Annotated in this window: 22 protein-coding genes; 10 read left to right on the top strand and 12 right to left on the bottom strand. The window is 34.4% G+C overall.

The genetic code is table 11. The features are described from left to right. Positions 1 to 21: 21 nt before the first annotated feature. The 4 genes from VB796_RS05690 to VB796_RS05675 all read right to left on the bottom strand — a co-directional run bounded on the left by VB796_RS05690 (position 22) and on the right by VB796_RS05675 (position 3267). Positions 22 to 765 (bottom strand): DUF4159 domain-containing protein, encoded by a 744-nt coding sequence (locus VB796_RS05690; RefSeq protein WP_323345551.1) that lies wholly within the window; start codon positions 763 to 765, stop codon positions 22 to 24. Next, on the bottom strand, positions 762 to 1466 hold the full coding sequence (locus tag VB796_RS05685) for a 16S rRNA (uracil(1498)-N(3))-methyltransferase (protein ID WP_323345550.1): 705 nt from the start codon (positions 1464 to 1466) through the stop codon (positions 762 to 764). Before VB796_RS05685 ends, VB796_RS05690 begins: the two co-directional genes overlap by 4 nt. 71 nt (positions 1467 to 1537) lie before the next feature. Next, positions 1538 to 2737 (bottom strand): vWA domain-containing protein, encoded by a 1200-nt coding sequence (locus tag VB796_RS05680; RefSeq protein ID WP_323345549.1) that lies wholly within the window; start codon positions 2735 to 2737, stop codon positions 1538 to 1540. A 14-nt stretch (positions 2738 to 2751) separates the two neighbouring features. Continuing rightward, positions 2752 to 3267: a hypothetical protein gene (locus tag VB796_RS05675; RefSeq protein ID WP_323345548.1), complete on the bottom strand. Its 516-nt coding sequence runs from the start codon at positions 3265 to 3267 to the stop codon at positions 2752 to 2754. A 94-nt stretch (positions 3268 to 3361) separates the two neighbouring features. On the opposite strand from VB796_RS05675, the gene VB796_RS05670 reads away from it, so the two are divergent. Next, positions 3362 to 4255 (top strand): Rpn family recombination-promoting nuclease/putative transposase, encoded by an 894-nt coding sequence (locus VB796_RS05670; protein ID WP_323345547.1) that lies wholly within the window; start codon positions 3362 to 3364, stop codon positions 4253 to 4255. A 42-nt stretch (positions 4256 to 4297) separates the two neighbouring features. On the opposite strand, the gene VB796_RS05665 is transcribed toward VB796_RS05670, so the two are convergent. The 3 genes from VB796_RS05665 to VB796_RS05655 form a co-directional block, all read right to left on the bottom strand. Next, positions 4298 to 5140, bottom strand: coding sequence for a MoxR family ATPase (locus tag VB796_RS05665; RefSeq protein ID WP_323345546.1), 843 nt, complete (start codon positions 5138 to 5140; stop codon positions 4298 to 4300). 96 nt (positions 5141 to 5236) lie between these two features. Beyond that, positions 5237 to 5800 carry a hypothetical protein gene (locus VB796_RS05660; protein ID WP_323345545.1) on the bottom strand — a complete coding sequence of 188 codons (564 nt, stop codon included), beginning with the start codon at positions 5798 to 5800 and terminating at the stop codon, positions 5237 to 5239. Between the two features lie 77 nt (positions 5801 to 5877). Continuing rightward, positions 5878 to 8082 carry a glutamine synthetase III gene (locus tag VB796_RS05655; RefSeq protein ID WP_323345544.1) on the bottom strand — a complete coding sequence of 735 codons (2205 nt, stop codon included), beginning with the start codon at positions 8080 to 8082 and terminating at the stop codon, positions 5878 to 5880. A 458-nt stretch (positions 8083 to 8540) separates the two neighbouring features. Here VB796_RS05655 and VB796_RS05650 point away from each other — a divergent pair, with 458 nt between their 5' ends. Together VB796_RS05650 and mtaB are read left to right on the top strand one after the other, a co-directional pair. Then, a complete protein-coding gene (locus VB796_RS05650; RefSeq protein ID WP_323345543.1) occupies positions 8541 to 9566 on the top strand; it encodes a glutamine synthetase beta-grasp domain-containing protein in 1026 nt (341 codons plus the stop codon). A 320-nt stretch (positions 9567 to 9886) separates the two neighbouring features. After that, a complete protein-coding gene (gene mtaB / locus VB796_RS05645) occupies positions 9887 to 11212 on the top strand; it encodes a tRNA (N(6)-L-threonylcarbamoyladenosine(37)-C(2))-methylthiotransferase MtaB (protein WP_323345542.1) in 1326 nt (441 codons plus the stop codon). Positions 11213 to 11446: 234 nt separating this feature from the next. Here the strand turns inward: mtaB and dnaE are convergent, their stop codons facing one another. The 3 genes from dnaE to VB796_RS05630 form a co-directional block, all read right to left on the bottom strand. Further along, a complete protein-coding gene (gene dnaE, locus VB796_RS05640; RefSeq protein WP_323345541.1) occupies positions 11447 to 15034 on the bottom strand; it encodes a DNA polymerase III subunit alpha in 3588 nt (1195 codons plus the stop codon). An 81-nt stretch (positions 15035 to 15115) separates the two neighbouring features. Continuing rightward, on the bottom strand, positions 15116 to 16051 hold the full coding sequence (locus VB796_RS05635; RefSeq protein ID WP_323345540.1) for a hypothetical protein: 936 nt from the start codon (positions 16049 to 16051) through the stop codon (positions 15116 to 15118). 37 nt (positions 16052 to 16088) lie between these two features. Continuing rightward, positions 16089 to 16772 (bottom strand): DUF2461 domain-containing protein, encoded by a 684-nt coding sequence (locus tag VB796_RS05630; protein WP_323345539.1) that lies wholly within the window; start codon positions 16770 to 16772, stop codon positions 16089 to 16091. Positions 16773 to 16943: 171 nt separating this feature from the next. Between VB796_RS05630 and trpS the strand changes: the two genes are divergently transcribed. Genes trpS through VB796_RS05615 form a run of 3 tightly spaced genes read left to right on the top strand, consistent with a single transcriptional unit; the run spans position 16944 to position 18893 of the window. Next, on the top strand, positions 16944 to 17915 hold the full coding sequence (gene trpS / locus VB796_RS05625; RefSeq protein ID WP_323345538.1) for a tryptophan--tRNA ligase: 972 nt from the start codon (positions 16944 to 16946) through the stop codon (positions 17913 to 17915). Next, positions 17912 to 18472: a phosphatase PAP2 family protein gene (locus VB796_RS05620; RefSeq protein ID WP_323345537.1), complete on the top strand. Its 561-nt coding sequence runs from the start codon at positions 17912 to 17914 to the stop codon at positions 18470 to 18472. The genes trpS and VB796_RS05620 overlap by 4 nt, the downstream gene beginning before the upstream one ends. 19 nt (positions 18473 to 18491) lie before the next feature. Then, a complete protein-coding gene (locus tag VB796_RS05615; RefSeq protein ID WP_323345536.1) occupies positions 18492 to 18893 on the top strand; it encodes a DUF2147 domain-containing protein in 402 nt (133 codons plus the stop codon). 59 nt (positions 18894 to 18952) lie between these two features. Here the strand turns inward: VB796_RS05615 and VB796_RS05610 are convergent, their stop codons facing one another. Continuing rightward, positions 18953 to 19969, bottom strand: coding sequence for an acyl-CoA reductase (locus tag VB796_RS05610; RefSeq protein WP_323345535.1), 1017 nt, complete (start codon positions 19967 to 19969; stop codon positions 18953 to 18955). 193 nt (positions 19970 to 20162) lie between these two features. Here VB796_RS05610 and VB796_RS05605 point away from each other — a divergent pair, with 193 nt between their 5' ends. From VB796_RS05605 to trxA, 4 genes are all read left to right on the top strand, one after another. Next, positions 20163 to 20510, top strand: coding sequence for a 4Fe-4S dicluster domain-containing protein (locus tag VB796_RS05605; protein ID WP_323345534.1), 348 nt, complete (start codon positions 20163 to 20165; stop codon positions 20508 to 20510). Positions 20511 to 21061: 551 nt separating this feature from the next. After that, positions 21062 to 22192 (top strand): porin, encoded by a 1131-nt coding sequence (locus VB796_RS05600; protein WP_323345533.1) that lies wholly within the window; start codon positions 21062 to 21064, stop codon positions 22190 to 22192. A gap of 110 nt (positions 22193 to 22302) precedes the next feature. Then, positions 22303 to 23643: an ammonium transporter gene (locus VB796_RS05595; RefSeq protein ID WP_323345532.1), complete on the top strand. Its 1341-nt coding sequence runs from the start codon at positions 22303 to 22305 to the stop codon at positions 23641 to 23643. 228 nt (positions 23644 to 23871) lie between these two features. Next, entirely contained in the window at positions 23872 to 24195 is a 324-nt protein-coding gene (trxA, locus tag VB796_RS05590) for a thioredoxin (protein WP_323345531.1), read from the top strand. 59 nt (positions 24196 to 24254) lie between these two features. Here trxA and VB796_RS05585 read toward each other — a convergent pair whose 3' ends face one another. Continuing rightward, a complete protein-coding gene (locus tag VB796_RS05585) occupies positions 24255 to 25451 on the bottom strand; it encodes an aspartate aminotransferase family protein (RefSeq protein WP_416233514.1) in 1197 nt (398 codons plus the stop codon). Positions 25452 to 25463: the final 12 nt, after the last annotated feature.

Below are 25463 nucleotides of genomic sequence, written 5' to 3'. Positions count from 1 at the left end.
TAATTCTGACAAATGTCAGTTTTAATCAACCGTCAAAGCATAAGATAATAGATTTGCTCCCATTTGAAGTGCTTTTTGACGAATAGAATCAGGGTCATTATGAACAGATTGATCTTCCCAACCATTTCCTAAGTCACATTCAAAACTGTAAAAGCACACCAAACGACCCTGATACATCAATCCAAAACCTTGTGGAGGCTTATTGTCGTGTTCATGAATTTTGGGCAAACCGTTGGTAAACTTATATTTTTGAGAATAAATTGGATGATTAAAAGGTAGTTCTATAAAGCTTAATTCGGGAAAAACTTTTTTCATTTCTCTACGAATAAATTTATCCAAACCATAATTATCATCAACGTGTAAAAAGCCGCCACTGATTAGATATTTCCTCAAATTAGCTGCTTCTGATTCCGTAAAAACCACATTTCCATGACCAGTTAAATGCACAAATGGATACGTAAAAAGCTCTGGACTTGAAGGCTCAACGATGTCTTCTTCGGGAGAAATATTGGTTCGTAAATTACTATTACAGAATTTTATGAGATTGCCCAACGACGTTTTGTTACAATACCAATCTCCGCCTCCGCCGTATTTCATTTTGGCAATTTTGAAAGAGCTTTGAGCATTTATCAGTGAACAGTTAGCAATAAACAGTAAACAGAATCCAAAACGTAAAGTTGACTGAGAAAGACGCACTATTTTCTCTAAAAAACAGTTTCTCACAACTGATAACTGATAACTAATTACTGATAACTGTATTTTCATAGCTGATTAATAATATTTAAGGTATGACAAGCCACTAATCCTGCGGTTTCTGTTCTCAAACGGCTTTCTCCCAATGTTACAGGAACAAAACCTTTTTCGATAGCTTGTTTTATTTCTTCTTCGTTAAAATCTCCTTCTGGACCAATTAAAATGGCGTAATTCCCTCTATGTTGTGCAACTTCTTGAATTAGTTTTCTCTCGCCTTTTTCCAAATGTGCAATCATTTTTTGAGATTCAGCAATATCTTTTTTCAAGAACTCTTTCCACGAAATCATTTCATTGATTTTGGGTAAAAATGCCTTTAAAGACTGTTTCATTGCTCCAACCGCTATTTTCTCAATTCTCACCGTTTTGATTTCTTTCCTTTCAGAATAACGAGTTTGAATAAAAGAAATTTCATTGATGCCAATTTCTACACATTTCTCGACCATCCATTCAATTCTATCCAAATTTTTGGTCGGAGCAATAATTAGGTGAATGTAATAATCTCTTATTCCAAAATTTAATTGCTCTTCAATGATTTTTAGCTCGCATTTTTTTTCGTGAGGCGTTTTTATTTGGCACTTAAAAAATCCACCTTTGCCATCAACTACATTCAGCAAATCTCCTGCCGAAAGGCGTAACACCTTAATAGCATGACGAGATTCCTCTTCGTTGAGTTTGAGTGTTTGTTTTATATTTGGTTCGTAAAAAATGTTCATTTATGTAACCCGATGTTTCTACATCGAGTAATTATTTCCGATGCAGAAGCGGAATGCCGCCCAACATCAGGTTACAAATCATACCTAATTTTACTATTTTTCAGACATTTCATTGCCTGCGTAATTCCAGAAATAGTCAATGGAAACATTCTATTTTCCGACCAATCTCTGATAATTTTGATACTTTGAGTGTATTCCCAATAACTTGAAGTTGTGGGGTTTAGCCACACTAAATTTGGAAAATGGTTTCTCAGTTTTTGCAACCAAGTCAAGCCAGATTCTTCGTTATAATGTTCAATACTGCCCCGAGCTGAAGTAATTTCGTAAGTTGCCATTGAGGCATCACCCACCACAACCACTTTCCAATCTTGATTATATTTATGGAGAACTTCCCAAGTTGAAATTCGGTCTCCCCTCCTCTCATTATCTTTCCAAAGTGTCTCGTAAATACAATTATGAAAATATAAATGCTCCAAGTTTTTAAATTGATATTTTGCGGCTGAAAACAATTCGGAACACAATTCTATGTAATCATCCATAGAGCCACCAACATCTAAAAGCAACAAAACCTTCACTTTATTCTTTTTGGAGGCTTGCATTTTAATGTCCAACAATCCTGCATTACGTGACGTTTCTTGAATTGTTCCTTCCAAATCCAGTTCATCTTCAACGCCTTCACGAGTGAGAATACGTAAACGCCGCAAAGCCATTTTGATGTTTCGAGTGTTTAGTTCGAGGTCATCATCATAGTTTTTAAACTCACGGTCTTCCCAAACTTTTACAGCACTTCGTTGTCCGCCCGATTGATTACTGCCAATTTTTATGCCTTCGGGATTATAGCCATTATTACCAAAAGGTGACGTTCCATTGGTGCCAATCCATTTATTCCCTCCTTCGTGACGTTCTTTTTGTTCTTCAAATAGTTCCTTCAAACGGTCTAATAGTTGTTCTAAACCGCCCATTGACTCAATTTTAGCCTTTTCTTCTTCCGAAAACTCTCGACTCAAATTCTGTTTCAGCCAATCTTCTGGAATTAAGGCAAATAACTCAGCACCAATCTTAGAAACATCTTTAAAATACTGTCCGAACAAAACATCAAATCGGTCTAAAAATATCTCATTTTTGACAAAAACAGTTTTACTCAAATAATAAAAATCAGTTGTATCATATTCCACAACGTCTTTATCCAATGCTTCCAAGAGCGTCAGATATTCCGTAATGGTGACGGGGAGTTTGTTATTTTTTAAGTATAAGAAGAAGTCGAGGAACATTTGTGATTTGAGACTTAACTTTTTTTACTTTTGAAAACCCAATACCAGAGTGAATTAAAAAGCAAAATCATGAAAATTTGTGCGATTATTGAAGTTATTAAAAAACCATCTGTCTTCGTTTTTTGAGTTTGAAGAATAAGTTTATCATTTTCTTTCAAGTACCAAACCTTAACAGAATCATCTATAGAAAGTTTTTCATCTTTAAAATCATAAAAAGTTTGTGTAGGCAAAAATCCGTTCTCAATAGAATCGTTTTTCAGTAACACCCCACTGTATCCCAAAAATAGTTTCCGACTCCCTTTTCTTTTTTCAAAAACTCTTTCTTTTAGCACAAATCGACAATCTTGTCTTGTATCATATTTATTTAATAATTCAAAATTCTGTTTTACTAAAAAAACAAAGCCAATACTTAATAATGTATAAAGTATAGGAGCAGTTAATGGGGGCTTCTCATTTTTATAATAAAACCCAACATGTAGTCCTACAACAATAAAAATTGAAAAGAGAATTGCAAAATAATAGGCAATCATTAATACAAATTAATTAGACTTATGTTTTAGAAGTTCATTTCCACTTGCAAGATAAAAGATTTAATTGGAAATTTACCGCTTAAATGTCAAGCCTATGAATGAAATTAACAAAGCACATGATAAGTTTTTCAAAGAAACCTTCTCTCGTTTGGATGTAGCTGAAAGTTTTATCAAAGAAGTTTTTCCAGAAGAACTCAAAGAAAGATTAAATTTTTCTACCCTAAAACGAGTCACTGATTCTTATACCGATGAGGAGTTAGACGAATATTTAGCAGATGTCGTTTATCAAACAGAATATGCTGGTCAGAAGACATTAGTAACACTTTTATTTGAACACAAGTCATACGTACAACAATATCCACATCTTCAACTATTACAGTACATTCTTAATGTTTGGAAAGAAGAACGCAAACAGAAAAAGAAATTATCAGTCGTAATCTCCATTATTATTCATCATGGCAGCGGAAAATGGAAATATAAATCCATGAAAAGTTACTTCAAAAGTTTGCACCCGACTTTGGGGAAATTCGTTCCAGACTTTGATTATCTCCTATTCACACTTGATAAAATTGAGGATTATCAAATCGCTAATTTTCAGAATATTCTATTGAGTATGACTGCTATGTTGTTGAAACACAGCCATGATACCGAAGAAGAATTCTTAAAATTAAGTTCTTTTTGGGCAGAAAAACTAAACCATTTGGATGCTGACAAACAAATTGAATTCATAAAAACGGTGTTTGTCTATATGGAAACTGCGTTGAACTTGACAGAAGAAAATTTAACGCCTATATTTACAGAAGTTTCTGAAAATGTAAACATTATTGCCATGACAATTGCAGAGCAACGTAATGAAAAATTAACCTTTAATCACATCAAAGGTCTATGGGAAAAAGGCTTAGAAGCAAATTTTATTGCTGATGCTTTTAAAATGCCAATTCAAAAAGTAGAGGAGATTATTCAAAAAATAATGACTACTTCCAAATAACAATAAAAAGAGTCTCTTGAAATTCAAGAGACTCTTTTTATATCAATAAGGTCGTTTAGTCTTATTCCTCAAAGCTTCATACAAACCTGTGTCTTGCTCATTTTTCAATAAAGCCCCGATGTACGGTGGAATTTCTGTGCTGTTCTGGAAACCTTCTAATAAATCAGCAGAAACTTTACCGACTAAAAGTAATTTTATCCAATCAATTAATTCCGAAGTTGAAGGTTTTTTCTTTAAGGCTTTTATATCTCTAATGCCATAAAATATTGACATTGAATTCGTTATCAATTTTTCTTCTAAGGCTGGATAATGCACATCCACAATTTGCTTCATTGTTTCACGGTCAGGAAAGGAAATATAATGGAAGAAACAACGACGGAGAAAAGCATCGGGCAATTCCTTTTCGTTATTGGAAGTAATGATAATAATTGGACGATGTTTGGCTTTGATAGTACGTTTAAGTTCGTAACAGTAGAATTCCATTTTGTCCAATTCATTCAATAAGTCATTGGGAAATTCAATATCAGCTTTATCAATTTCATCAATTAATAAAACCACTTGTTCTTCTGAGTCAAATGCCTCCCAAAGTTTTCCTTTTTTGATATAATGTTCAATGTCATTAATATCTCCATCGCTTAATTGAGAATCTCTCAAACGAGCCACAGCATCGTATTCGTACAAACCTTGTTGGGCAGTTGTAGTAGATTTTACATTCCAGGAGTAAAGCGATTTACCTAAAGCTGCAGCCACCTCGTAAGCTAAAAGTGTTTTGCCTGTTCCAGGTTCACCTTTAATCAATAATGGTTTTTGCAATGTTACAGCGGCATTAACGGCTACTTGCAAAGCACGGGTTGCGATGTAGTTTTCTGTTCCTTGAAATGACATAGATGACGATTAGTGAGTTATGAATTAATAATATATGAATTGAGTGAGTGGTGACTTTTATTCACTAAATCATAAGTCACTCAATTCACAATTAGTTTAGTCTTCAAAATCAGTTTTGAAAGAATATAAAGTTGGGTCTAATTTTAGCGTTCCTGCTAAGTAATCATCTACAAATTTAGTAACAACAGCATCGTCGATTTCTTCCACGTTTAAACAAACATCCAAACCAATTCCAAACTCAAAATTTTCGTCAGTTTCTAAATGTTCTGCTAACTTAACTTCTTCGTTTTCTTCAATTTCTTCAATCAACTCAGTGATATACAATTCAACCTCCTCATCCATTTCGTCATTAGACTCATAAGTCTCATCACGATTTTCCATTGGTACATATAAAGGATAGGTTTTTAATGCCTTTCTTTCAGCCGTTTCATAGACTATACTATTAAAATGTAAACGCAAAGAATAAATAACAGCATCAAAAATTGCTTCCTGACCTTTATGATTACCAACGAATTGAACATGAACAAACTCCTCAATGTGGTCTGGTTCATCGTTAAGTTCTTCTTCAAAATATACAAATTTCTTTCCTGCCTCAAGGCACTCTTTTTTTAGTTGTTCGATTTCCTTTGGGTCAAGTCCAGGATTATTTTTTAATGACATCTTATATAAAGTTGATTTGGTTTCAAAGATATAAAAAATTGACGAAAAAGCCCCCATTACTGAATGGGGGCTAAAGATTATCTAATTAATAACATCTCACGATATTTTGGTAAAGGCCACTCATCGTCGTCCACTATTAGCTCTAATTTATCAACGCAATATCTAATTTCTTCAAAATAATCTTTCACTTTGGTACTGTAAAGTCTTGCTCTCTCAGACGAATCTTCAATATTATTTGCCTCCTTGCGAGCATCAGTCATTTCATCAACCAAATTGTTGATTTTTGAAGTATAAATTGAAATTTTCTTAATAATTTCTACTGTTGGTGCAAAATATTGCGGGTCGATACCAATCTCTTTTTGTCCACGTACATTATCCACCAATTGCGTCTGGTATTTCAAAGAGGTAGAAACAATATGATTGATTGCTAAATCTCCAATTACACGTGATTCAATCTGAATTTTCTTGATATAATTTTCAATCTCAATCTCATAACGTGCCTGCATTTCAACTTCATTGAAAATTCCATGTTTGGAAAATAACTCAATAGCAGCAGGATCTAAATATTTAGCTAATGCTTCAGGCGTTGTTTTTAAATTGGATAAACCACGTGATTCAGCCTCTACAACCCAATTATCAGAGTATCCATTTCCTTCAAAAAGAATTTTCTTTGATTGCGTAACATATTTTTTAAGCACTTCAACAATCGCTAATTCTTTTTTAACACCTTTTTCAAGATAAACATCTACTTCTTCTCTAAACTTAAATAATTGATTGGCAACTATGGTGTTCAAAATAGTCATGGGCGTTGCAGAGTTTGCAGACGAACCAACGGCACGGAATTCAAATTTATTTCCTGTAAAGGCAAAAGGAGAAGTTCGATTTCTGTCAGTATTATCTAAAAGCAAAGCAGGGATTTTATTAATTCCCAAACGCAAATAAACATTGTCGCCTTTTTCTAACTTAATATCGTTCATTTCTGAAAGATTCTCTAAATCATTTAATACACGGGTCATTTCACTGCCTATAAAGATAGATACAATAGCAGGAGGAGCTTCATTAGCCCCCAAACGATGTTCGTTTCCAGCAGAAGCAATTGATGCTCTCAGTAAATCAGCATGGTCATGAACAGCTTTAATGGTATTAACGAAGAAAGTTAAGAAACGTAAATTTTCTTTCGGCTTTGTGGATGGGCCTAAAAGATTAATGCCCGTATCAGTAGCTAAAGCCCAGTTGTTGTGTTTTCCTGAACCGTTAATTCCAGCAAATGGTTTTTCATGAAAAAGTACACGCATTTTATGTTTTGCGGCAACCTTATTCATTAAATCCATCAACAAAGCATTGTGGTCACAAGCTAAGTTTGCTTCTTCAAAAGTTGGGGCAACCTCAAATTGTGCAGGAGCAACCTCATTATGACGAGTACGAACTGGCATTCCTAATTTAAGTGCTTCCAATTCAAAATCAACCATAAATGCGTTCACTCTTGAAGGAATTGAGCCAAAATAGTGGTCTTCCAATTGTTGCCCTTTAGCAGGAGAATGACCAAAAACGGTTCTTCCAGACATCAGCAAATCAGGACGAGCATTATATAAGGCTTCATCAATCAAGAAATATTCTTGTTCAGCCCCTAAAGTAGCAGTTACTTTAGATACTTCACGACTAAAATATTCATTCATTACTTTAGTAGCTGCCTTATCAATTAATTCTCCCGATTTCAATAAGGGGGTTTTATAATCTAAAGCTTCACCTGTGTATGATACAAATACTGAAGGAATACATAAAGTTGCTGTTCCTGCCAAATTTTCCATAATAAAAGCAGGAGACGATGGGTCCCAAGCTGTATATCCTCTTGCTTCAAAAGTTGAACGGATACCTCCATTTGGAAAAGATGAAGCATCAGGCTCTTGTTGAACTAAAGCAGAACCTTTAAATTTCTCCATCGCTTTTCCTTTGTGTGAAATATCGAAAAATGCGTCGTGTTTTTCAGCAGTAGTACCAGTTAGTGGTTGAAACCAGTGTGTATAATGAGTAGCTCCTTTCGATAATGCCCACGATTTCATTGCCGCCGCAACTTCATCAGCTGCTTCACGGTCAATTTTTTTGCCGTCTTCAATTGCATTCGTAATTTTCAAATAGGCTTCAGGACTTAAAAGTGAACGCATCACTTCATCGTTAAATGTATTACTTCCGTAGTAATCTGTAACTTTTTCAGTTGGCACTTTCACGGCGATAGGTTGTCGTGACTGAGCCAATTCAAGGGCTTTAAATCTTGCAATAGCCATACTTTATTCTTTTTGTTATTTATAGTTTTTAAACTTAATGATAAAAGTAAAAGAAAAATTAATTTATTTAATTTGAAAGCCGTTTTTTATTGAAAATTATAATTTATCGTCCATTTTAAGTACCAACTTCAATACTTTAAATATTACAATTTTAATTTTAATTTAACATAACAAGAATAAATTTAACTATTCCAAGAATAGTATATTTTATTCTGCATTTTACTTGTTTTGCAATATAATCTATTGTAAATTTGAATATAGCAAAATATAATCAATGTCTATTCTAAAACAGTAAATATTGATGAATTAGAATAGTTCAAAATTGCTTTGTTAATACGTGTTAGTTTGAAAATTTAATAAAAATTTAAAATTTCTTGTGTTTTTTCAAATTTCACGTTTACTTTTGTATCAGAAATTCAAAAAAATAACCGAATAAATAAAAATCCAATTACAAAATCATGTCAAAAGCTAAACTTGAATACATTTGGCTCGATGGTTACAAACCAACACAAAGCCTTCGTAGTAAAACTAAAATCGAAAACAATTTTAGTGGAAAATTAGAAGACTGTGATATATGGTCATTCGACGGTTCGTCAACTCAACAAGCTCCAGGTGGCTCTTCTGACTGTCAATTGAAACCAGTTTACATTTGTAAGGATCCAGAACGTTCTCTTTTAGGAACTCCTTCTTACCTTGTAATGTGCGAAGTTTTAGATTCAGATGGTAATCCTCACGAATCAAATGGACGTGCTACAATTGAAGATGATGATAACGATTTCTGGTTTGGATTTGAACAAGAATATTTCTTGTATGACTTGAAAACTAATCTTCCATTAGGCTTCCCTGCAAACGGATATCCAGCACCACAAGGACAATATTATTGTTCAGTTGGAGCGAAAAATGCGTATGGTCGTCACATCATTGAAGAACATTTAGAATTTTGTTTACAAGCTGGCTTAAACGTTGAAGGTATCAATGCTGAGGTTGCGGCTGGTCAGTGGGAATTCCAATGTTTTGCTAAAGGTGCAAAACAAGCTGGTGATGAAATCTGGGTTGCAAGATATTTATTAGAAAGAATTTGTGAAAAACACGGTGTTTGGGTTAACTATCACTGTAAGCCACTTGGCGATACTGACTGGAATGGTTCAGGTATGCACGCAAACTTCTCTAACACTGCATTGAGAACTGCTGGTAATAAAGAAACTTATGACATCATTTGTCAAGCATTTGAGCCATTTATTAAAGAACACATTGAAGTTTACGGAGCTGACAACCATTTACGTTTAACTGGAAAGCACGAAACACAATCAATCGATCAATTCTCTTACGGAGTTTCTGACCGTGGTGCTTCAATCCGTATTCCTATCGCTGCTGTGCAAAAAGGATGGAAAGGATGGTTAGAAGACCGTCGTCCAAATTCAGCTGCTGACCCTTATAAAGTTGCTGCTCGTATCATCAAAACTGTTAAAACTGCTAAAGTTTAGTTTTGAAGAGAATAGCAATTTGAGAAAATAGCATAAAATAAAAAGGCTCGTCTTTACAGATGAGCCTTTTTATTTTTGCTATTTTCTATTTTTTACAAACAAATTTAGACTACTGATTGAACAGATTTTATAGATTTACAATGGGACGCACAGTCAGATAAAATAAATATAAATCAGCGAAAATCAGTACAATCCGTTCTATGTGTGGGCTATCGTTTTTCTTGAGAGAAACCCTTTATTGTTCCGATTTGTTTTATGCTCAATCCTTTATTCCCTCATTAGCTTTTCCCCAATCCCTAATTTTCCCTTATCTTTGCAAAATGAAAAAGGTAGCATTTTATACATTAGGCTGTAAACTTAATTACTCCGAAACTTCAACCATTTCAAGAATGTTTGAGTCGAAGGGATATGAGAAAGTTGAATTTAATCAAAAGCCAGATATTTTTATCGTAAATACGTGTTCTGTTACAGAAAACGCTGATAAAAAGTGTAAGAAAATCGTTAAAGAAGCGAATAAAATTAATCCTGATGGCTATGTAGCTATTATTGGTTGTTATGCCCAATTGAAACCACAGGAAATTGCTGATATTGAAGGAGTTGACGCAGTTTTGGGAGCAGCAGAGAAATTTCAATTAATTGACTTATTAGATGGCTTCGTCAAAGAACCATCCAATAAAACTGCCAAAATTTATAATCAAAATATTGAAGAAGCGATTGATTATCACACCTCATATTCTTTAAATGACCGTACTCGAACATTTTTGAAAGTGCAAGATGGTTGTGATTATCCGTGTGCATATTGTACAATACCCCTTGCACGTGGGGCAAGTCGCTCCGATACGATTGAAAATGTGTTAAAAGCGGCAAGAGAAATCGCTGAAAGTGGCGTGAAGGAAATAGTTTTGACGGGTGTAAATATCGGCGATTTTGGACTCAAAAATGGCAAAAGAGAAGAAACTTTCTTTGATTTAGTAAAAGCCCTTGATAAAGTGGAAGGGATTGAAAGATTTAGAATTTCATCAATCGAACCAAACTTATTAACAGATGAAGTCATAGAGTTTGTGGCTCAATCAAAACGATTTGTTCCACATTTCCATATTCCCTTACAATCAGGTTCAAATAAGATTTTAGGACTCATGAAAAGACGTTACAAAAGAGAATTGTACGTTGACAGAGTAAACAAAATAAAATCATTAATGCCAGATTGTTGCATAGGTGTTGATGTCATTGTGGGTCATGCAGGTGAAACAGAAGACGATTTCCTTGAAACCTACAATTTTTTGAATGAATTAAATATCAGCTACTTACACGTTTTTACGTATTCTGAAAGAGAAAACACTACTGCCATAAACATTAAACCCGTTGTACCGATGAATAAGCGGTCGGAAAGGTCAAAAATGTTACACATTTTATCCGATAAAAAACGTAGATATTTTTACGAACAACAAATAGGTAAAACTTTTACCGTACTTTTTGAAGAAGATGTTGAAAATGGAATGATGCAAGGTTTTACAGAAAATTATGTGAGGGTGACAGCAAAATATGACCCTTTACTGATAAATGAAACAAAACAAGTAGCATTGGTTTCAATTAACGAAAATATGATTGTGGAAGTTGAAGAAGCAGAAGTTTTTGAAACACACTAAAAACGAAAAAAGGCTATCCCAATTGGGTCAGCCTTTTTTTATAACAAAACAAAACCACAAGAATTGACCTGTGGTTCGATAAAGTTAAAACTTAAATTTTAGATAACTATAAGGGTTTACCACCGAAAATTACAATTCACGGTAAAGTATAATTAAAAATGGAATATATCCTATCAAATTAGTATATTAATAGATTCCATTAGATAATTCACTTTAGAATATAGAACTCGAATATCAATTCAATTTATAAACTAATCCATTAATTTTTAAAATCTCTTCTAAAAATTCATTGGATGGAGAAATTTTACTTTTCCTCGACATCATTGTCACTTCTATTTTTTCCGCTGGGTCATAAACAGAAACTGTCAAATTACAGGTTCCATGATTTTTTGATACTGCCTGATTAAGCTGATTTATCACTTCCTCATTAATCATTTGTAAACCAAGTGTAATTTTCAATTCTTTAGCAAACTGGTTTCTAATTTCGGAAAGTAAACGAACACTGGCAGGTTTGAATTCCCATTCATCGGGTCTTCCCCATTTATTTTTAATAACACCTTTAATATATAAAAAACGGTCGGGAGCGATGTATTTCGCCAGATTGACAAAGTCTTCACCAAACAATGCAAATTCATAACTACCGTTATAATCTTCTAAAGTGAACAACATGAAAGGATTCCCATTTTTTGAAAATCGTTCAATGGCTTTGGTCACAATTCCACCTACTGCAACTTCTTTTCCTCTGAAAATGGGTTCCATTACACGGTCAAGTGTACATGAACAAAAACTATCTAATTCTAACCGATATTCGTCCAAAGGGTGTCCAGAAATATAAATCCCAACCACTTCTTTCTCGAATTTCAGTTTTTCCATTTGTCCCCATTTTTCAATCACAGGAATTTTAGGTGTTGCAATGGCTCCTCCTCCACCATCGCCCATCATTCCAAATAATGATGCTTGTGCAGAATTGGCATCTTCAACCGCTTTATTGGCGTAACGAATCAATTTTTCAATAAAATTTGACCCTTCAAAATCCTCAAAATAGATAGCTCTATGCAGTCCATTAATTTCTTCAAAACAATCGAAACCGCCACCATAAGCCAAACTTTCGATGGTTTTCTTGTTAACTGTTCTTAGATTAACTCTTTTTACAAAATCGTAAATATCTTTATAAGGGCCATTTTTATCTCTTTCTTCAATAATACTTTCTACGGCTGCATCACCAGTTCCTTTAATAGCTGCTAATCCAAAACGGATTTCACCTTTTTTATTTACAGCAAATGAACGATAAGATTCATTAACATCTGGGCCTAAAACGGGCAAGCCCATTCTGCGACATTCTTCCATGAAAAAGGTAATCTTTTCAATCTGTCCTAATGAATTTGACATCACTGCCGCCATGTACTCTGACGGATAATGTGCTTTCAAATATCCTGTGTGGTAAGCTACAAAAGCATAACAAGTTGAGTGAGATTTGTTAAAGGCATATTGTGCAAAAGCTTCCCAGTCTGTCCAAACCTTATTTAATTTATCTTCTGGATGACCTTTTTCTTTTGCTCCGTCCACAAATTTACTCTTCATTTTGTCGAGTGTGTAACGGTCTTTTTTACCCATCGCTTTACGCAAAACGTCTGCATCTCCTTTAGAGAAACCTGCAATTTTTTGTGACAAAAGCATTACCTGTTCTTGATAAACCGTAATTCCATAGGTATCAGCAAGATATTCTTCCATCTCAGGTAAATCATACACGATTTCCTCTCTGCCGTGCTTACGAGCGATAAAATTTGGAATATAAGCAATAGGCCCAGGGCGATAAAGGGCATTCATCGCAATTAAATCAGAAAATTGGTCAGGCTTGAGGTCGAGAAGGTGTTTCTGCATTCCACCCGATTCAAATTGAAAAGTAGCATTGGTTTCTCCTCTTTGATAGAGTTCATACGTCTTTTTATCGTCAAGTGGAAGTGTGTCCAAATCAATAATAACACCATGATTCTGTTTAATTAAACGAATGGCTTCTTTAAGAATTGAAAGCGTTTTCAAGCCTAAAAAGTCCATTTTAATTACACCTGCATCTTCAATAATTTTTCCTTCAAACTGAGTAATTAATAAGTTAACTTCTTTTGAAGTTGAAACTGGTAAAATATCAGATAAATCTTTGGGGGCAATGATAATACCCGCAGCATGAATACCCGTTCCACGCACCGAACCTTCCAAAATTAAGGCTTCTTCCAAAACTCTCGAACGCAAAGAACCTTCACGTCGAATATCACGGAGTTTTTTTACATTTTCAAGGTCTTCCGCCTGCAATTGTTCCTTTTCAGCTAATGAATTTGCCCCTGTCATTGGTGCATTCATTACTCTATTTAAGTTTGTCCCAGGTTTATCAGGCACTAATTTTGCCAACTCATTGGACTCATTTAGTGGTAAATCCATGACACGAGAAACGTCTTTTATAGACATTTTCGCCGCCATAGTACCATAAGTTACGATATGAGCAACTTGTTGTTTTCCGTATTTTTCAACCACATAATCAATCACTTTTTGGCGACCTTCATCGTCAAAGTCGGTATCAATATCGGGCATTGATTTACGGTCAGGGTTTAAGAAACGTTCAAAAAGCAGATTGTATTTAATGGGGTCAATATTGGTTATCCCGATACAATACGCCACCACAGAACCTGCGGCTGAACCACGCCCTGGCCCCACAAAAACGCCAATTTCTTTTCCTTTGTTAATAAAATCTTGAACGATAAGGAAATAGCCCGCAAAACCCATTGTTTTGATGGTATGCAATTCAAAACCAATGCGTTCCTTTACTTCAGGAAGTTCCCAATTGTCGCCATAACGTTTTCTTGCCCCTTCCCATGTGATGTGTTCAAGATAAATATCTTGCGTGGCAAACTCAACAGGAATTTCATAATTGGGCAACATGATATCTTGCTTTAACTTCAAGGTATCAATTTTTCCAACAATTTCATTCGTATTATCAATCGCCTCTGGAATATGGCTCCAGAGTTTTGTCATCTCAGCGGTATTCTTGAAATAAAATTCGTCATTATAAAAAGCAAAACGTTTTCCTTTAGTAGAAGTACCTGCATCATCATCAATATCTTTGTAGGTTGGCGTTGCTTGTTTTTCACCTGTGTTGATACAAAGTAAAATATCGTGAGCATTGGCATCTTTTTGGTCAAGGTAATGAGCATCATTTGAAGCAATAACTTTTACATTATATTTCTTGGCAAATTTTAATAAAACCTCATTACACTTCAATTGGTCTGGAATTTGGTGATTTTGAACCTCCACGTAATAATCTTCCCCAAACAAATCTAACCACCATTTGAATTCCTTTTCAGCTTCTTCTTCTCCACTTCGCAAGATTGCCTGAGGCACGGCAGCTCCCAAACAACAAGTTGTAGCAATAAGTCCTTTGTGGTATTTTAGAATTAACTCTTTATCAATACGGGGATATTTTCCATAAAGTCCTTCGATATAACCTAACGAACACATTTTCACCAAATTAGCGTATCCTTCTGCATTTTTGGCGAGCATCAATTGGTGATAACGCTTATCTTTTTGTTCTTTCGAGAATTGTCTTTTATGACGGTCTTCAACCACATAAAATTCACACCCAACAATAGGTTTGACACCTTCATGCTTACCTGCTTCTGCCACAAATTGAAAAGCCCCAAACATATTTCCGTGGTCAGTAATAGCAACGGCAGGCATATTATCTGCTTTTGCTTTGGCAAAAAGTCCAGAAATTTTTGAAGCTCCGTCAAGAAGAGAATATTGCGTATGACAGTGTAAGTGGGAAAATTGCATTGAGTAAGGGAGTTAATTTTATTACAAAGTAAACAAAAAAAGCGACTGATTAGGTCGCTTTTTGAGAATAAATCCAAATTATCACCTTGCAGTTATCGTAACCAAATCGGGCAAAGTGTAAGATACGCCATCCAAAAGAACTGTTAAAGTCCAACGGTTTGGTGCTGGAAAAGTCGTGTCAATTTTATACTTAATTTCTGTGCCAGCAGCATTTAAAAGGGCTTCTTTCAGTTGTGTAGTACCTGCTAATTGTGGTTGAAATCGAATTTGTACTTTTGTAGCTTTCAAATTTTTTCCAGTAATTATTAATTCTTGACCACGTATATAAGCTAAGTTAGTCAGTCGGTTAAGAATTGGCTGTGTTCCTGCTCCCGTAATTTTCAAATCCAGATTACGATATTTTACTTGTCTTCCATTGACATCAACACTAATAGCATATAAACCAATAGGAACGTCATAAGGAATTTGAACTTTAGCTTGGGTTGCGGTTAGGCTAACATTAGACAAATCGTAGGTTCTTCCATTCAATTTAGAAGTCAGGAAGAATTTTGTAATTGCTCCTATTCTTGTCAAATTTTTTCCATAAATAAAAAAAGAGTCGGTTGTTTGGGCAGAAATGGTTTCAATACCCGTAATTTCTGGGTCAGTTGGCAAAGCAACTTCAACAGTAACCTCAAAAGCTCTCTTAGTACAATCTGCCGCTGAAACCATATAAGTTAATGGTTTAGAGAAATTTTGTGCGATTAATGACGCTGGAAAAACGGATGCTTTAGAAGTAACAATAATGGTAGGTATTAAAGCGGTAACTTTTGTTCCGACGGGAACACGTACTTTTATTTTCCTTGTTGAAGTATCCACATCTCCATCAGCAACTGGATTAAAATCAAGAAATTTGAAACTCAATATTTGCTTTTGAGAACTATTGGCTACTTTCAATTCTGGTAATTCGGAAGAACAACTTGACAGAAAACAAAATACAATTACCTTCAAAAATATGAGGTGTAAATATTTTTTCATAGTATGGCAGTGGTAATAATTAGTTTATAGAATTTACTTATAAATCTATTTCAGGTTCCTGATTTTCAAAAAATACGTAATTTAAAAAGTCTAAATATGGTTTCAATGTTCGACAAACTTCGGTAACGTTTTTCACAAAATCGGGAGAACACACTTCTTCTTTTGTGAATTTATGCCAATAAAATATTTGTTTTTTACGTAATAAATCTATTTCTGGATGGTCTTTTGAATAGCCTTTCGGAGCTGATTTAACGGCTTCTCCTTCGGCTTCCCCAAAAACTTTTACAAAGTCAGGATTAAAAATAATATCTTTTAACTCCTTCGCATTATAATCAATTTCCTGACGAAGTTTTGCCAGTTGTTGCGGTGTTGGCGAGTACATTCCTCCACCCAAAAAAGACTCTCCTTCTTGAATATGAAGGTAATAATCCATTTTCCCAGACTTCCTCCCTCCTTCTGAAAAACTCGCTGATAACCACGTTTTATATGGGTCTTTATTTAATGAAAATCGAACATCACGAGCAATTCGGTAATTACAATCTTTCACTTGAACGCCCGTCATATTTTCAAATTCACCAATCGAAACAATTAATTCTTTGATGGTTTCTTCAAAAGTCGCTTTTACATGGTCATATCTTTTCTTATTGGCATGAAACCACTCTCGATTATTGTTATTTTTTAGGTCTTTTAAAAATTCAAAAGTATTATTTGTAATAGACATGATGCTGTTGATAATTAGACAATTAAAAGATTAATTTGGTTGCTTTTAAAATCAAAGATAGTGATTTACACAAATAACATCATTCTTGATTTGACGAATTGGTAGTTTTTCGTGAATTTTGCAGATACAAAACATATAAAAACGACGAACAAACTGTTCGTACTACAAAAAATGCGAATTCTAACAGGCATACAAGCATCGGGCAGACCTCACTTAGGAAATATTCTTGGGGCAATCAAACCTGCTATTCAACTTTCTAAAAATCCTGCCAATGAATCTTTTTTATTCATTGCTGATTTACATACACTTACTTCACTAAAGGATGGTAAGCAATTACGGGAAAATACTTATGCTATCGCTGCAGCATGGTTAGCGTGTGGTTTTGATGCAGATAAGAACTTTTTTTATCGTCAGTCTAAATTAGCAGGTTATCATACTGAATTAATGTGGTATTTGAATTGCTTTACGCCGTTTCCGATGTTGGCAAATGCACATAGTTTTAAAGATAAATCTGAAAAATTAGCAGATGTAAATGCAGGATTATTCACTTATCCAGTCTTGCAAGCGGCAGATATTATGTTGTACGATGCTCATTTAGTGCCTGTTGGAAAAGACCAAAGACAGCATTTAGAAATGACTCGTGATTTGGGAGGTGCTTTCAATCGTCAATATGGAGAAGATACCTTGATTCTTCCAGAAGCAAAAATTGATGAATCTGTCATGACCATTCCTGGAATTGACGGACAGAAAATGAGTAAATCACTAAACAACTATATTGATATTTTCTTGAACGAAAAGGATTTATTGAAGTCAGTTAAAAAAGTGGTGACCGACGCAACACCTTTGGAAGACCCTAAAAACCCTGATACTGACAATGTCTTCAAATTATATTCTTTAGTGGCAACTCCAGACGAAATTGCAGAAATGCGACAAAATTATTTGGCAGGTGGTTATGGATACGGTCATGCCAAAAATGCACTTCATACTGTTTTGGTTAGAGAATTTGCAGAAGAAAGAGAAAAATTTGAGTATTACATGAATCACATAGAGGAATTGGAAGAAAAATTACAAGCAGGTGAAGCTAAAGCAGAAGTCATTGCGAAAGCCACAATGGAAAGAGTTAGAAACCGCATGAATTTATGAGCCTAAACGACCTTGACACACAAGCCTTTTTATGGCTAAACTCGTTACACAATGCCACTTTTGACCCAATCATGGCATTTTTTTCTGGCAAATATCAATGGTTTCCAATGTATGCTTTCATTATAGGAAGTATTATTTGGAAATTCAGGAAACAGTCAATCGGAATGTTGTTGACGATTATCATGAGTGTGGTTATTTCAGATAGAATTTGTTCGGGAATTCTAAAACCTTTAGTTGAAAGGTTACGACCCTGCCACGAACCAGCTATACAGCAATTAGTTCATGTTGTGGGCAATTGCGGAGGTCAATTTGGCTTTTGTTCATCGCACGCTGCCAATTCATTTACTTTAGCAACCATTCTACTGCTATTATTTGGCAAACAATTGCCTCAAATCAAGTATTTTTATTTTTGGGCAATATTAGTTTCATACAGTCGTATTTACGTAGGAGTGCATTATCCCCTTGATGTGCTTAGCGGTGCTGGAATCGGCGTTTTGGCTGCATTCCTTTGTAATTTAACATACCACAAATACACTTTTATCGGTAAAGAACAATAAAACCATTATTAATAAACCCATGAATTTCCTTAAAGTCTATTTACTAATTTTTATATTTTCAAGTTTTTTTTCTTTCACAGAAGAAGCAGAAAAAATTGTAGGCGTTTGGTTTACGGAAGGGAAAACCTCAAAAATTCAGATTTACAAAGTTGAGAAAGAATATTTTGGGAAAATAATTTGGATAGCACCCAATGGCAAAAAAGAAGATTTGAAAGTAAAACCTACGATTGGATACCAAATTTTCAGAAAATTTACTTACGAAAATAAAAATCAGTGGACAGGCGGTCAAGTAAGTGACCCAAGAAGTGGTATGACGGTTTCTGGAAAAATGACTTTAAAAGACGAGAAAACGCTTAGTGTTAGAGGTTATGTCGGTTCTCCGATGTTTGGAAAAACTGTTATTTTAACCCGTGCGGAGTAATTAGTAACACAGACTTCAGTCTGTATGGTTTTTGAACAGACTGAAGTCTGTGTTACTAATTATAAACTCAACAAAAAAGCCATTGTATCTACGCCGTCCGCATAATCCCAAAGTTTAGGCTTTTGGGCATCTCCAAAATTAAAACTTCCATCAAACCATCCATTTTTAGAAACTAAGCATTGAATTTTATCAATTTGCGATGCAATAATGTTTTTTAAATCTTCCTGATTTTCATAGTTTTCGTAAAAAATCACAGAAATGGGCGATACTAAAGCATCATTTTTAGTCAGCATCAAAAAACCATTATCATAATGATGAATTTGATTGACTAAATAGATAGATTTATTATAATCGTAATTGTTTTTGTATTTATTATGATAGAAAATATCTCCCAAAGGTTCGATTGAATCATAGAATTTAGTAAAATCATAATCCGCAGGTACATACATTTTAGAAATATTTCTACAACCCAATCCAAAATAATCAGTAATATCATTACCTAAATTCAAAAAATCTTGTTCCGTCTCTTCTCCATTCAAAATAGCAATAGAAGTTCTATTCTGACGAATAATATGCGGTTTATTTCTAAAATAATATTCAAAATAACGAGCCGAATTATCTGACCCTGTGGCAATTAGGGCATCGACTTCATTCATTTTTTCAGTGAGCCTAATTTCTAAATTTGGTTCAATTTCTAATAATTTCTCGATGAGAGCCAACATTAAATATGAATCTTGTGAACTAACTTTTGCCACACAAACATGACCCGAAAGCACAATGGTCAATAAATCATGAAAACCAACTGCTGGAATATTACCAGCCATAATTACCCCAACACTATTTACAGTATTTGGAGTATCCTGAATTTCATAAAGGTCAGTCCATTGAGTCAGTAATTCTTCTGTTAAAAAGTATTCAGCAATAGAATTGAGAGCTTTTAAAGTATTATCAATCGTAAACCAATTATTTTGGTGTGAAGCCTTATCCGCCCAAAGTTCAATTTCACTTCGATTATTTTCGTCTTTCAGAAATCGTCCCAATTCAGCAAATGCTTTGATTCTCGCTTGTAATGTCATATTTTATCAATTTTTCTGCAATTTACTCAAAACTTATCAAATAAATATTTTACAATAGTCTGTCAAGTTTATAGGCTATTCAAAATTTACCTATTAAATTTGCTCAGAATTTGAGTTTTAGGTAGTGATTTCAATTTCATTATTATCTTTGAATTCATCCTTTTGACAAAAAAACTCATAAACTTTATATAATATGGCAATTATCATCACAGAAGAATGTATAAACTGCGGGGCTTGTGAACCAGAATGCCCTAATACCGCTATTTATGAAGGTGGCGTAGAATGGACATGGTCAGGCGGTACAAAATTAATTGATGTTGAATTAGAAGACGGTTCAGTGATTGGCGGTAAAGACCCAATGGCTCCTGTCTCGGATGAGTTTTATTACATCGTTTCGGACAAATGTACAGAATGTATGGGATTTCATGAAGAACCTCAATGTGCGGCTGTTTGTCCAGTAGATTGCTGTGTTCCAGACCCAGACAATGAAGAAGAGGAAGAAACTCTTTTAGCCAAAAAAGCTTGGTTACATAATGAGTAATTTTTCTTGTTTGAAATAGCTTTTATAAAACAAAACGCCCTGATTTGGAAACAAGTCAGGGCGTTTTGTTTGCAAATTATAGAGATTTTCAAATCTAATAGAATAAAAATCAATCTTATTTCTTTTATTATACCACGATAATCTTTTGTTTAATTTCCTTTTATCATACACTTTCTGCTACTACCTCAATTATTTCCATCAATACATAATCTTTGAAAGTTTATAAAAAGTATCTTGGTTCAAAAAAAAAAATTTGGACATAAAGAAATAGAATAAATAAAAAAAGTGCAATTTTTTCTTAGAATTTCAATTTAAGAATATTTGGTTTTTTAGCACTTTTACAGAATAAGTTAAAATAATACTCTAAAACATTATTTTATCAGTAAAATGGACAATAACAAGTTTATTTTAAGCCTCAATTTGGATTATTTTTTGAAAAAAGCTAAAAAATAGGTTAAAAAATTGCTTTAAAAATTTGGAATAGTAAATTTTACCTACAATCTTTGTGATGTAATCAAGCATTTAATTTAAACATGAAACAAAATTTTATTATGAAAAAGTCCTTAACCACACTATTTTCTTTGTTTTTAGGGTTTTCAGCATTTTCACAAGAAAAAGCAGAAGACAAAGGGAAATTTACATTTTCTGGATACATTGATTCGTACTATATGACGAACTTTAATAATCCAAAAGATAGAAGTAATTTAGGAGCTTCTGGAACTGCACGTGCCTTCGACCAAAAATCAGGTCAATTCTCTTTAGGCTTAGTACAAACGAAGATTGGCTATTCAACTGCAAAGTCTGACGTTGTTGTTGATTTAACATTCGGACCAAATGCAGATTTAGGGCAATATGGTAACATCGTTGGCCCATTAGGAAAAAGCTCAACAGCATTAGCTATCAAACAAGCTTATTTTAACTGGAAAGCAACAGACAAATTAACGTTCACTGCTGGACAATTTGGTACACATATCGGTTACGAAGTAATTGATGCACCAGTAAACTACCACTATTCATTATCAAACTTGTTCAACAATGGTCCTTTCTACCATATTGGTGTAAAAGCGGCTTACGCATTTTCTGATAAATTCTCAATCATGGGAGGTTTAGTAAATAATGTTGATGCTTTGAATGATAATAACGGTAAAATGGGCTTAATTGCACAAGTGTTTTTACAACCAGTATCAGGTTTCAATGTATATGTTAACGGAATCACTTCAAATGAAGCTTCTGAAGATATTACAACAGGAAAAACTCCTTCTGGACAATATTCATTGTTAGATTTGACAACAACTTACCAAATCACTGAGAAATTCATGATTGGTTTAAATGCTGCAACTGGTGTTCAAGATGCAAATGGTGATGGTAAAATTGAAAAAGAATCTTGGGGTGGTTTCGCAATTTATCCTAAATATGATTTCTCAAGTACATTTAGTTTAGGAGCAAGATATGAATCATTTGATAACTCAAACGGAATCAGAGGATTGAAGGATGCTACTGGAGCAGGTGTTTCTGTAACTTCAATCACTATTACGCCATCATTTACGGTTGCAGACAGCCATTTGATTTTAAAGCCAGAATTAAGAATTGATTCTTACGATAAAAATTTCTTTGTGGACGGTGACGGTAAAGACACTAAATCACAAGCAACACTTGGATTAGCAATGATTTATAAATTCTAAAAATACCAAAGTTTAAACTATCAGTAAATTTACTGGTAGTTTAACTTTATTTTAAAAGTGCATATTCTGTAAACAATTCCATAAATAAACCCCTAAAACAAACAAACCACATGACACAACAAAAACCCTCATGGCTTCCTATTGGAATCTTGCTTTTAATTGCAATCGCAGCAGCTTTTGTACCAGCACCAGGTGCCGCAGTAACAGAAGGAATTAATTCAGGCGATACCGCTTGGATGCTTGTTTCTTCAGGTTTAGTTCTTTTAATGACTCCTGGTTTAGCTTATTTTTATGGTGGTATGGTGAACCATAAAAACGTTATTTCTACCATGTTACAATCATTCATTGCAATGGGTGTAATTACAATCATTTGGGTAGTGTTTGGTTTCAGTTTAGCATTCGGTGACAGTATCGGAGGTTATGTAGGAAATCCTTTCACTTACGCAATGTTTCAAGGTGTATTCGACGGAAAACCTTGGGCATTAGCACCAACAATCCCTTTTGCATTATTTGCATTTTTCCAAATGAAATTCGCTGTAATTACACCAGCGTTGATTTCAGGTGCTTTGGCAGAACGTATTAATTTCCGTGCTTTTGTATTATTCATGGTTCTTTTCTGTGTAATAGTTTATGCTCCTTTGGCTCACTGGACATGGCACCCAGAAGGATGGTTATTCAAATATGGTGTTCTTGACTTTGCAGGTGGTACAGTTGTACACATGAGTGCAGGTTGGGCAGCATTAGCAGGTGCTTTGTACTTGAAACGTCGTAAGTCACACATTGAAGCAAGTGTTTTACCTCCAGCAAACATTCCTTACGTATTATTAGGTACAGGTTTATTATGGTTCGGTTGGTTTGGTTTCAACGCAGGTTCAGCAGTAGGTGCAGGTCCATTAGCAGTTTCAGCTTTCGCTACCACTCACGTGGCAGCAGCAGCAGCAGGTTTATCATGGGTTTTATTTGATGTAACTCGTGGTCGTAAAGTTTCAGCTCTTGGCTTTTGTATTGGTGCAGTAGTTGGTTTAGTAGCAATTACACCAGCATCTGGTTTCGTTTCGGTAACAGCAGCAATTTTCATCGGTACAGTAGCAGCAATTGTTTCAAACATCGCAGCACACTGGAGAGCAAATTCTAAATTAGATGATACATTAGACGTATTTCCTTGTCATGGTGTAGGTGGTATGATGGGTATGGTTATGACAGGTTTATTTGCTTCTAAAGCAGTTAACTCTGTAGTTGTTGATACAGAGCAAGGTTTATTCGTTACTGGAGATTTCGCTCTTTTCATCAAGCACATGGTTGCTCTTGCAGTTGTTTCAGGTTTTGCATTTGGTATGTCATATTTATTATTAATGGTAACTGACAAAATCATTCCTTTACGTGTAACTGAAGAAGAAGAAAGAGTAGGATTAGATATTTCACAACACGATGAGTCGTTGATGGAAGCATAAAATATTGTAACTCAACCACAAGTAATGGTTCTTGTGGTTTTGTTTCAGAAGGAAAGTTGTCTGTCTATGACGGGCAACTTTTTATTTTTATAGATATTTCAAGTATTTTGAACCAAAATTAACGACAGATTTGTTGTAAATTTGTAACAAACAATCGCTGTGGAGTTTGAAAAAAACGCATTTTGTGTAGCCTAAAACCTATAGCTTATAACTTAAAATAAAAATACAATGGCAAATTATGTTGTAGCAACCGATGAAAATTTTCAGGAGCTAATTAATTCAGACAAACCAGTTTTAGTTGATTTTTGGGCAGAATGGTGTGGACCATGTAAAATGATTGGACCAATCGTTGAAGAATTGGCTGGAGATGTTGAAGGTCAAGCAATTGTTGCTAAAATGGATGTTGATGCAAACTCAACGGTTCCATCTACGTTAGGTATTCGTTCAATTCCAACATTGATGATATTCAAAAAAGGTGAATTAGTAGAAAGAATGGTTGGAGGAAATATTCCAAAGGCTGTTTTAGCTCAAACTCTTTTGAAACACGCATAAAACAATTAACAGTTATCAATTAACATTAAAGCTACTGTTGTTGATAACTGTTGTTTTTGTTAATTGATAACTGAAAGAATTACTTTACAAGCCATTTTTATTTCTTCCTCAGTAATTATCAAAGGTGGTGCTATTCGCATTGAATTATCACAAAATAAAAACCAATCTGTAATTACGCCCTTCAATATTGCTCGGTCAATAATAGATTTTAAAGTATCAAAATCTTCAAACTCCACCGCCATCATCAAGCCTTGATTTCGTATTTCTTTTATTTTACCGTGAACCAATAACTCTTTAAAGATTTGAGCCTTTTCCTGTACTTTTCCTAAAAGATTCTCCTCCAAAATCACATTTAAAGTTGCCAAAGAAGCTGCACAACTAACTGGATGTCCACCAAAAGTAGTGATATGCCCTAAGATTGGGTTGTTTTTAAACACTCCCATGACTTTTTGATTGGCTATAAAAGCTCCGATTGGCATTCCTCCACCCATTCCTTTTGCACATAAAAGAACATCAGGGTAAAAGCCAAATTGTTCAAATGCCCAAAAAGTACCTGTCCGACCAAATCCTGTTTGTATTTCATCAACTATTAAAAGTGTACCTGTTGAATCACATTGTTTACGCATTTCAACAAAGTATTCTTTGTCAGGAACTCTCACACCAGATTCTCCACCAATCACTTCAATAAAAACCGCCGCTGTTTTGGTAGTTATCTTTTGAATATCATCAAAATTACCGTGATTAATATGTTTTATTTCTGACAGCAACGGACGAAAATTTCGTTTAAAATTCTCACTTCCTGATAATGACAAAGCTCCTTGAGTTGCCCCATGATACGCATTAAAACATGAAATAATCTCTTGACGACCTGTATAACGTTTTGCCAACTTCATCGCCCCTTCAACCGCTTCAGTACCCGAATTGGTAAAATAAACATTGTCTAAAATTGGATAATTTCCTGATGATGCTACTAAGGTTTTACACAATGCTTCTGCTAAAAGCACCTGAGGAGACTGTACATATTCTCCGTAAACCATCAAGTGCAAATATTTATCTACCTGATTATGAATAGCTTCTGTAACTTTTGGATGACGATGCCCAACATTTGACACCCCAATTCCAGAAATCAAATCTATATATCCCTTTCCTGATTTATCGTACATGTAAATACCTTCAGCACGTTCAAATTCAAGTGCTAAAGGAAAATCAGAAGTTTGAGCAACATTTTTTAAAAATAACTCTCTGTGCGTAATCATTTAATTTGTTAT

Origin of the sequence: Arcicella sp. LKC2W (assembly GCF_034931005.1) — a bacterium.
In the GTDB taxonomy this organism is placed as follows: Bacteria; Bacteroidota; Bacteroidia; order Cytophagales; family Spirosomataceae; genus Arcicella.
The sequence above is the reverse complement of the archived record's forward strand: the minus strand, read 5'-3'. Positions and strand labels throughout refer to the sequence as shown.

Bases quoted from the DNA above. Each gene is read 5' to 3' on its own strand.
- VB796_RS05690 (WP_323345551.1), bottom strand. From the start codon at position 765: ATGAAAATACAGTTATCAGTAATTAGTTATCAGTTATCAGTTGTGAGA.
- VB796_RS05685 (WP_323345550.1), bottom strand. From the start codon at position 1,466: ATGAACATTTTTTACGAACCAAATATAAAACAAACACTCAAACTCAAC.
- VB796_RS05680 (WP_323345549.1), bottom strand. From the start codon at position 2,737: ATGTTCCTCGACTTCTTCTTATACTTAAAAAATAACAAACTCCCCGTC.
- VB796_RS05675 (WP_323345548.1), bottom strand. From the start codon at position 3,267: ATGATTGCCTATTATTTTGCAATTCTCTTTTCAATTTTTATTGTTGTA.
- VB796_RS05670 (WP_323345547.1), top strand. From the start codon at position 3,362: ATGAATGAAATTAACAAAGCACATGATAAGTTTTTCAAAGAAACCTTC.
- VB796_RS05665 (WP_323345546.1), bottom strand. From the start codon at position 5,140: ATGTCATTTCAAGGAACAGAAAACTACATCGCAACCCGTGCTTTGCAA.
- VB796_RS05660 (WP_323345545.1), bottom strand. From the start codon at position 5,800: ATGTCATTAAAAAATAATCCTGGACTTGACCCAAAGGAAATCGAACAA.
- VB796_RS05655 (WP_323345544.1), bottom strand. From the start codon at position 8,082: ATGGCTATTGCAAGATTTAAAGCCCTTGAATTGGCTCAGTCACGACAA.
- VB796_RS05650 (WP_323345543.1), top strand. From the start codon at position 8,541: ATGTCAAAAGCTAAACTTGAATACATTTGGCTCGATGGTTACAAACCA.
- mtaB (WP_323345542.1), top strand. From the start codon at position 9,887: ATGAAAAAGGTAGCATTTTATACATTAGGCTGTAAACTTAATTACTCC.
- dnaE (WP_323345541.1), bottom strand. From the start codon at position 15,034: ATGCAATTTTCCCACTTACACTGTCATACGCAATATTCTCTTCTTGAC.
- VB796_RS05635 (WP_323345540.1), bottom strand. From the start codon at position 16,051: ATGAAAAAATATTTACACCTCATATTTTTGAAGGTAATTGTATTTTGT.
- VB796_RS05630 (WP_323345539.1), bottom strand. From the start codon at position 16,772: ATGTCTATTACAAATAATACTTTTGAATTTTTAAAAGACCTAAAAAAT.
- trpS (WP_323345538.1), top strand. From the start codon at position 16,944: ATGCGAATTCTAACAGGCATACAAGCATCGGGCAGACCTCACTTAGGA.
- VB796_RS05620 (WP_323345537.1), top strand. From the start codon at position 17,912: ATGAGCCTAAACGACCTTGACACACAAGCCTTTTTATGGCTAAACTCG.
- VB796_RS05615 (WP_323345536.1), top strand. From the start codon at position 18,492: ATGAATTTCCTTAAAGTCTATTTACTAATTTTTATATTTTCAAGTTTT.
- VB796_RS05610 (WP_323345535.1), bottom strand. From the start codon at position 19,969: ATGACATTACAAGCGAGAATCAAAGCATTTGCTGAATTGGGACGATTT.
- VB796_RS05605 (WP_323345534.1), top strand. From the start codon at position 20,163: ATGGCAATTATCATCACAGAAGAATGTATAAACTGCGGGGCTTGTGAA.
- VB796_RS05600 (WP_323345533.1), top strand. From the start codon at position 21,062: ATGAAAAAGTCCTTAACCACACTATTTTCTTTGTTTTTAGGGTTTTCA.
- VB796_RS05595 (WP_323345532.1), top strand. From the start codon at position 22,303: ATGACACAACAAAAACCCTCATGGCTTCCTATTGGAATCTTGCTTTTA.
- trxA (WP_323345531.1), top strand. From the start codon at position 23,872: ATGGCAAATTATGTTGTAGCAACCGATGAAAATTTTCAGGAGCTAATT.
- VB796_RS05585 (WP_416233514.1), bottom strand. From the start codon at position 25,451: ATGATTACGCACAGAGAGTTATTTTTAAAAAATGTTGCTCAAACTTCT.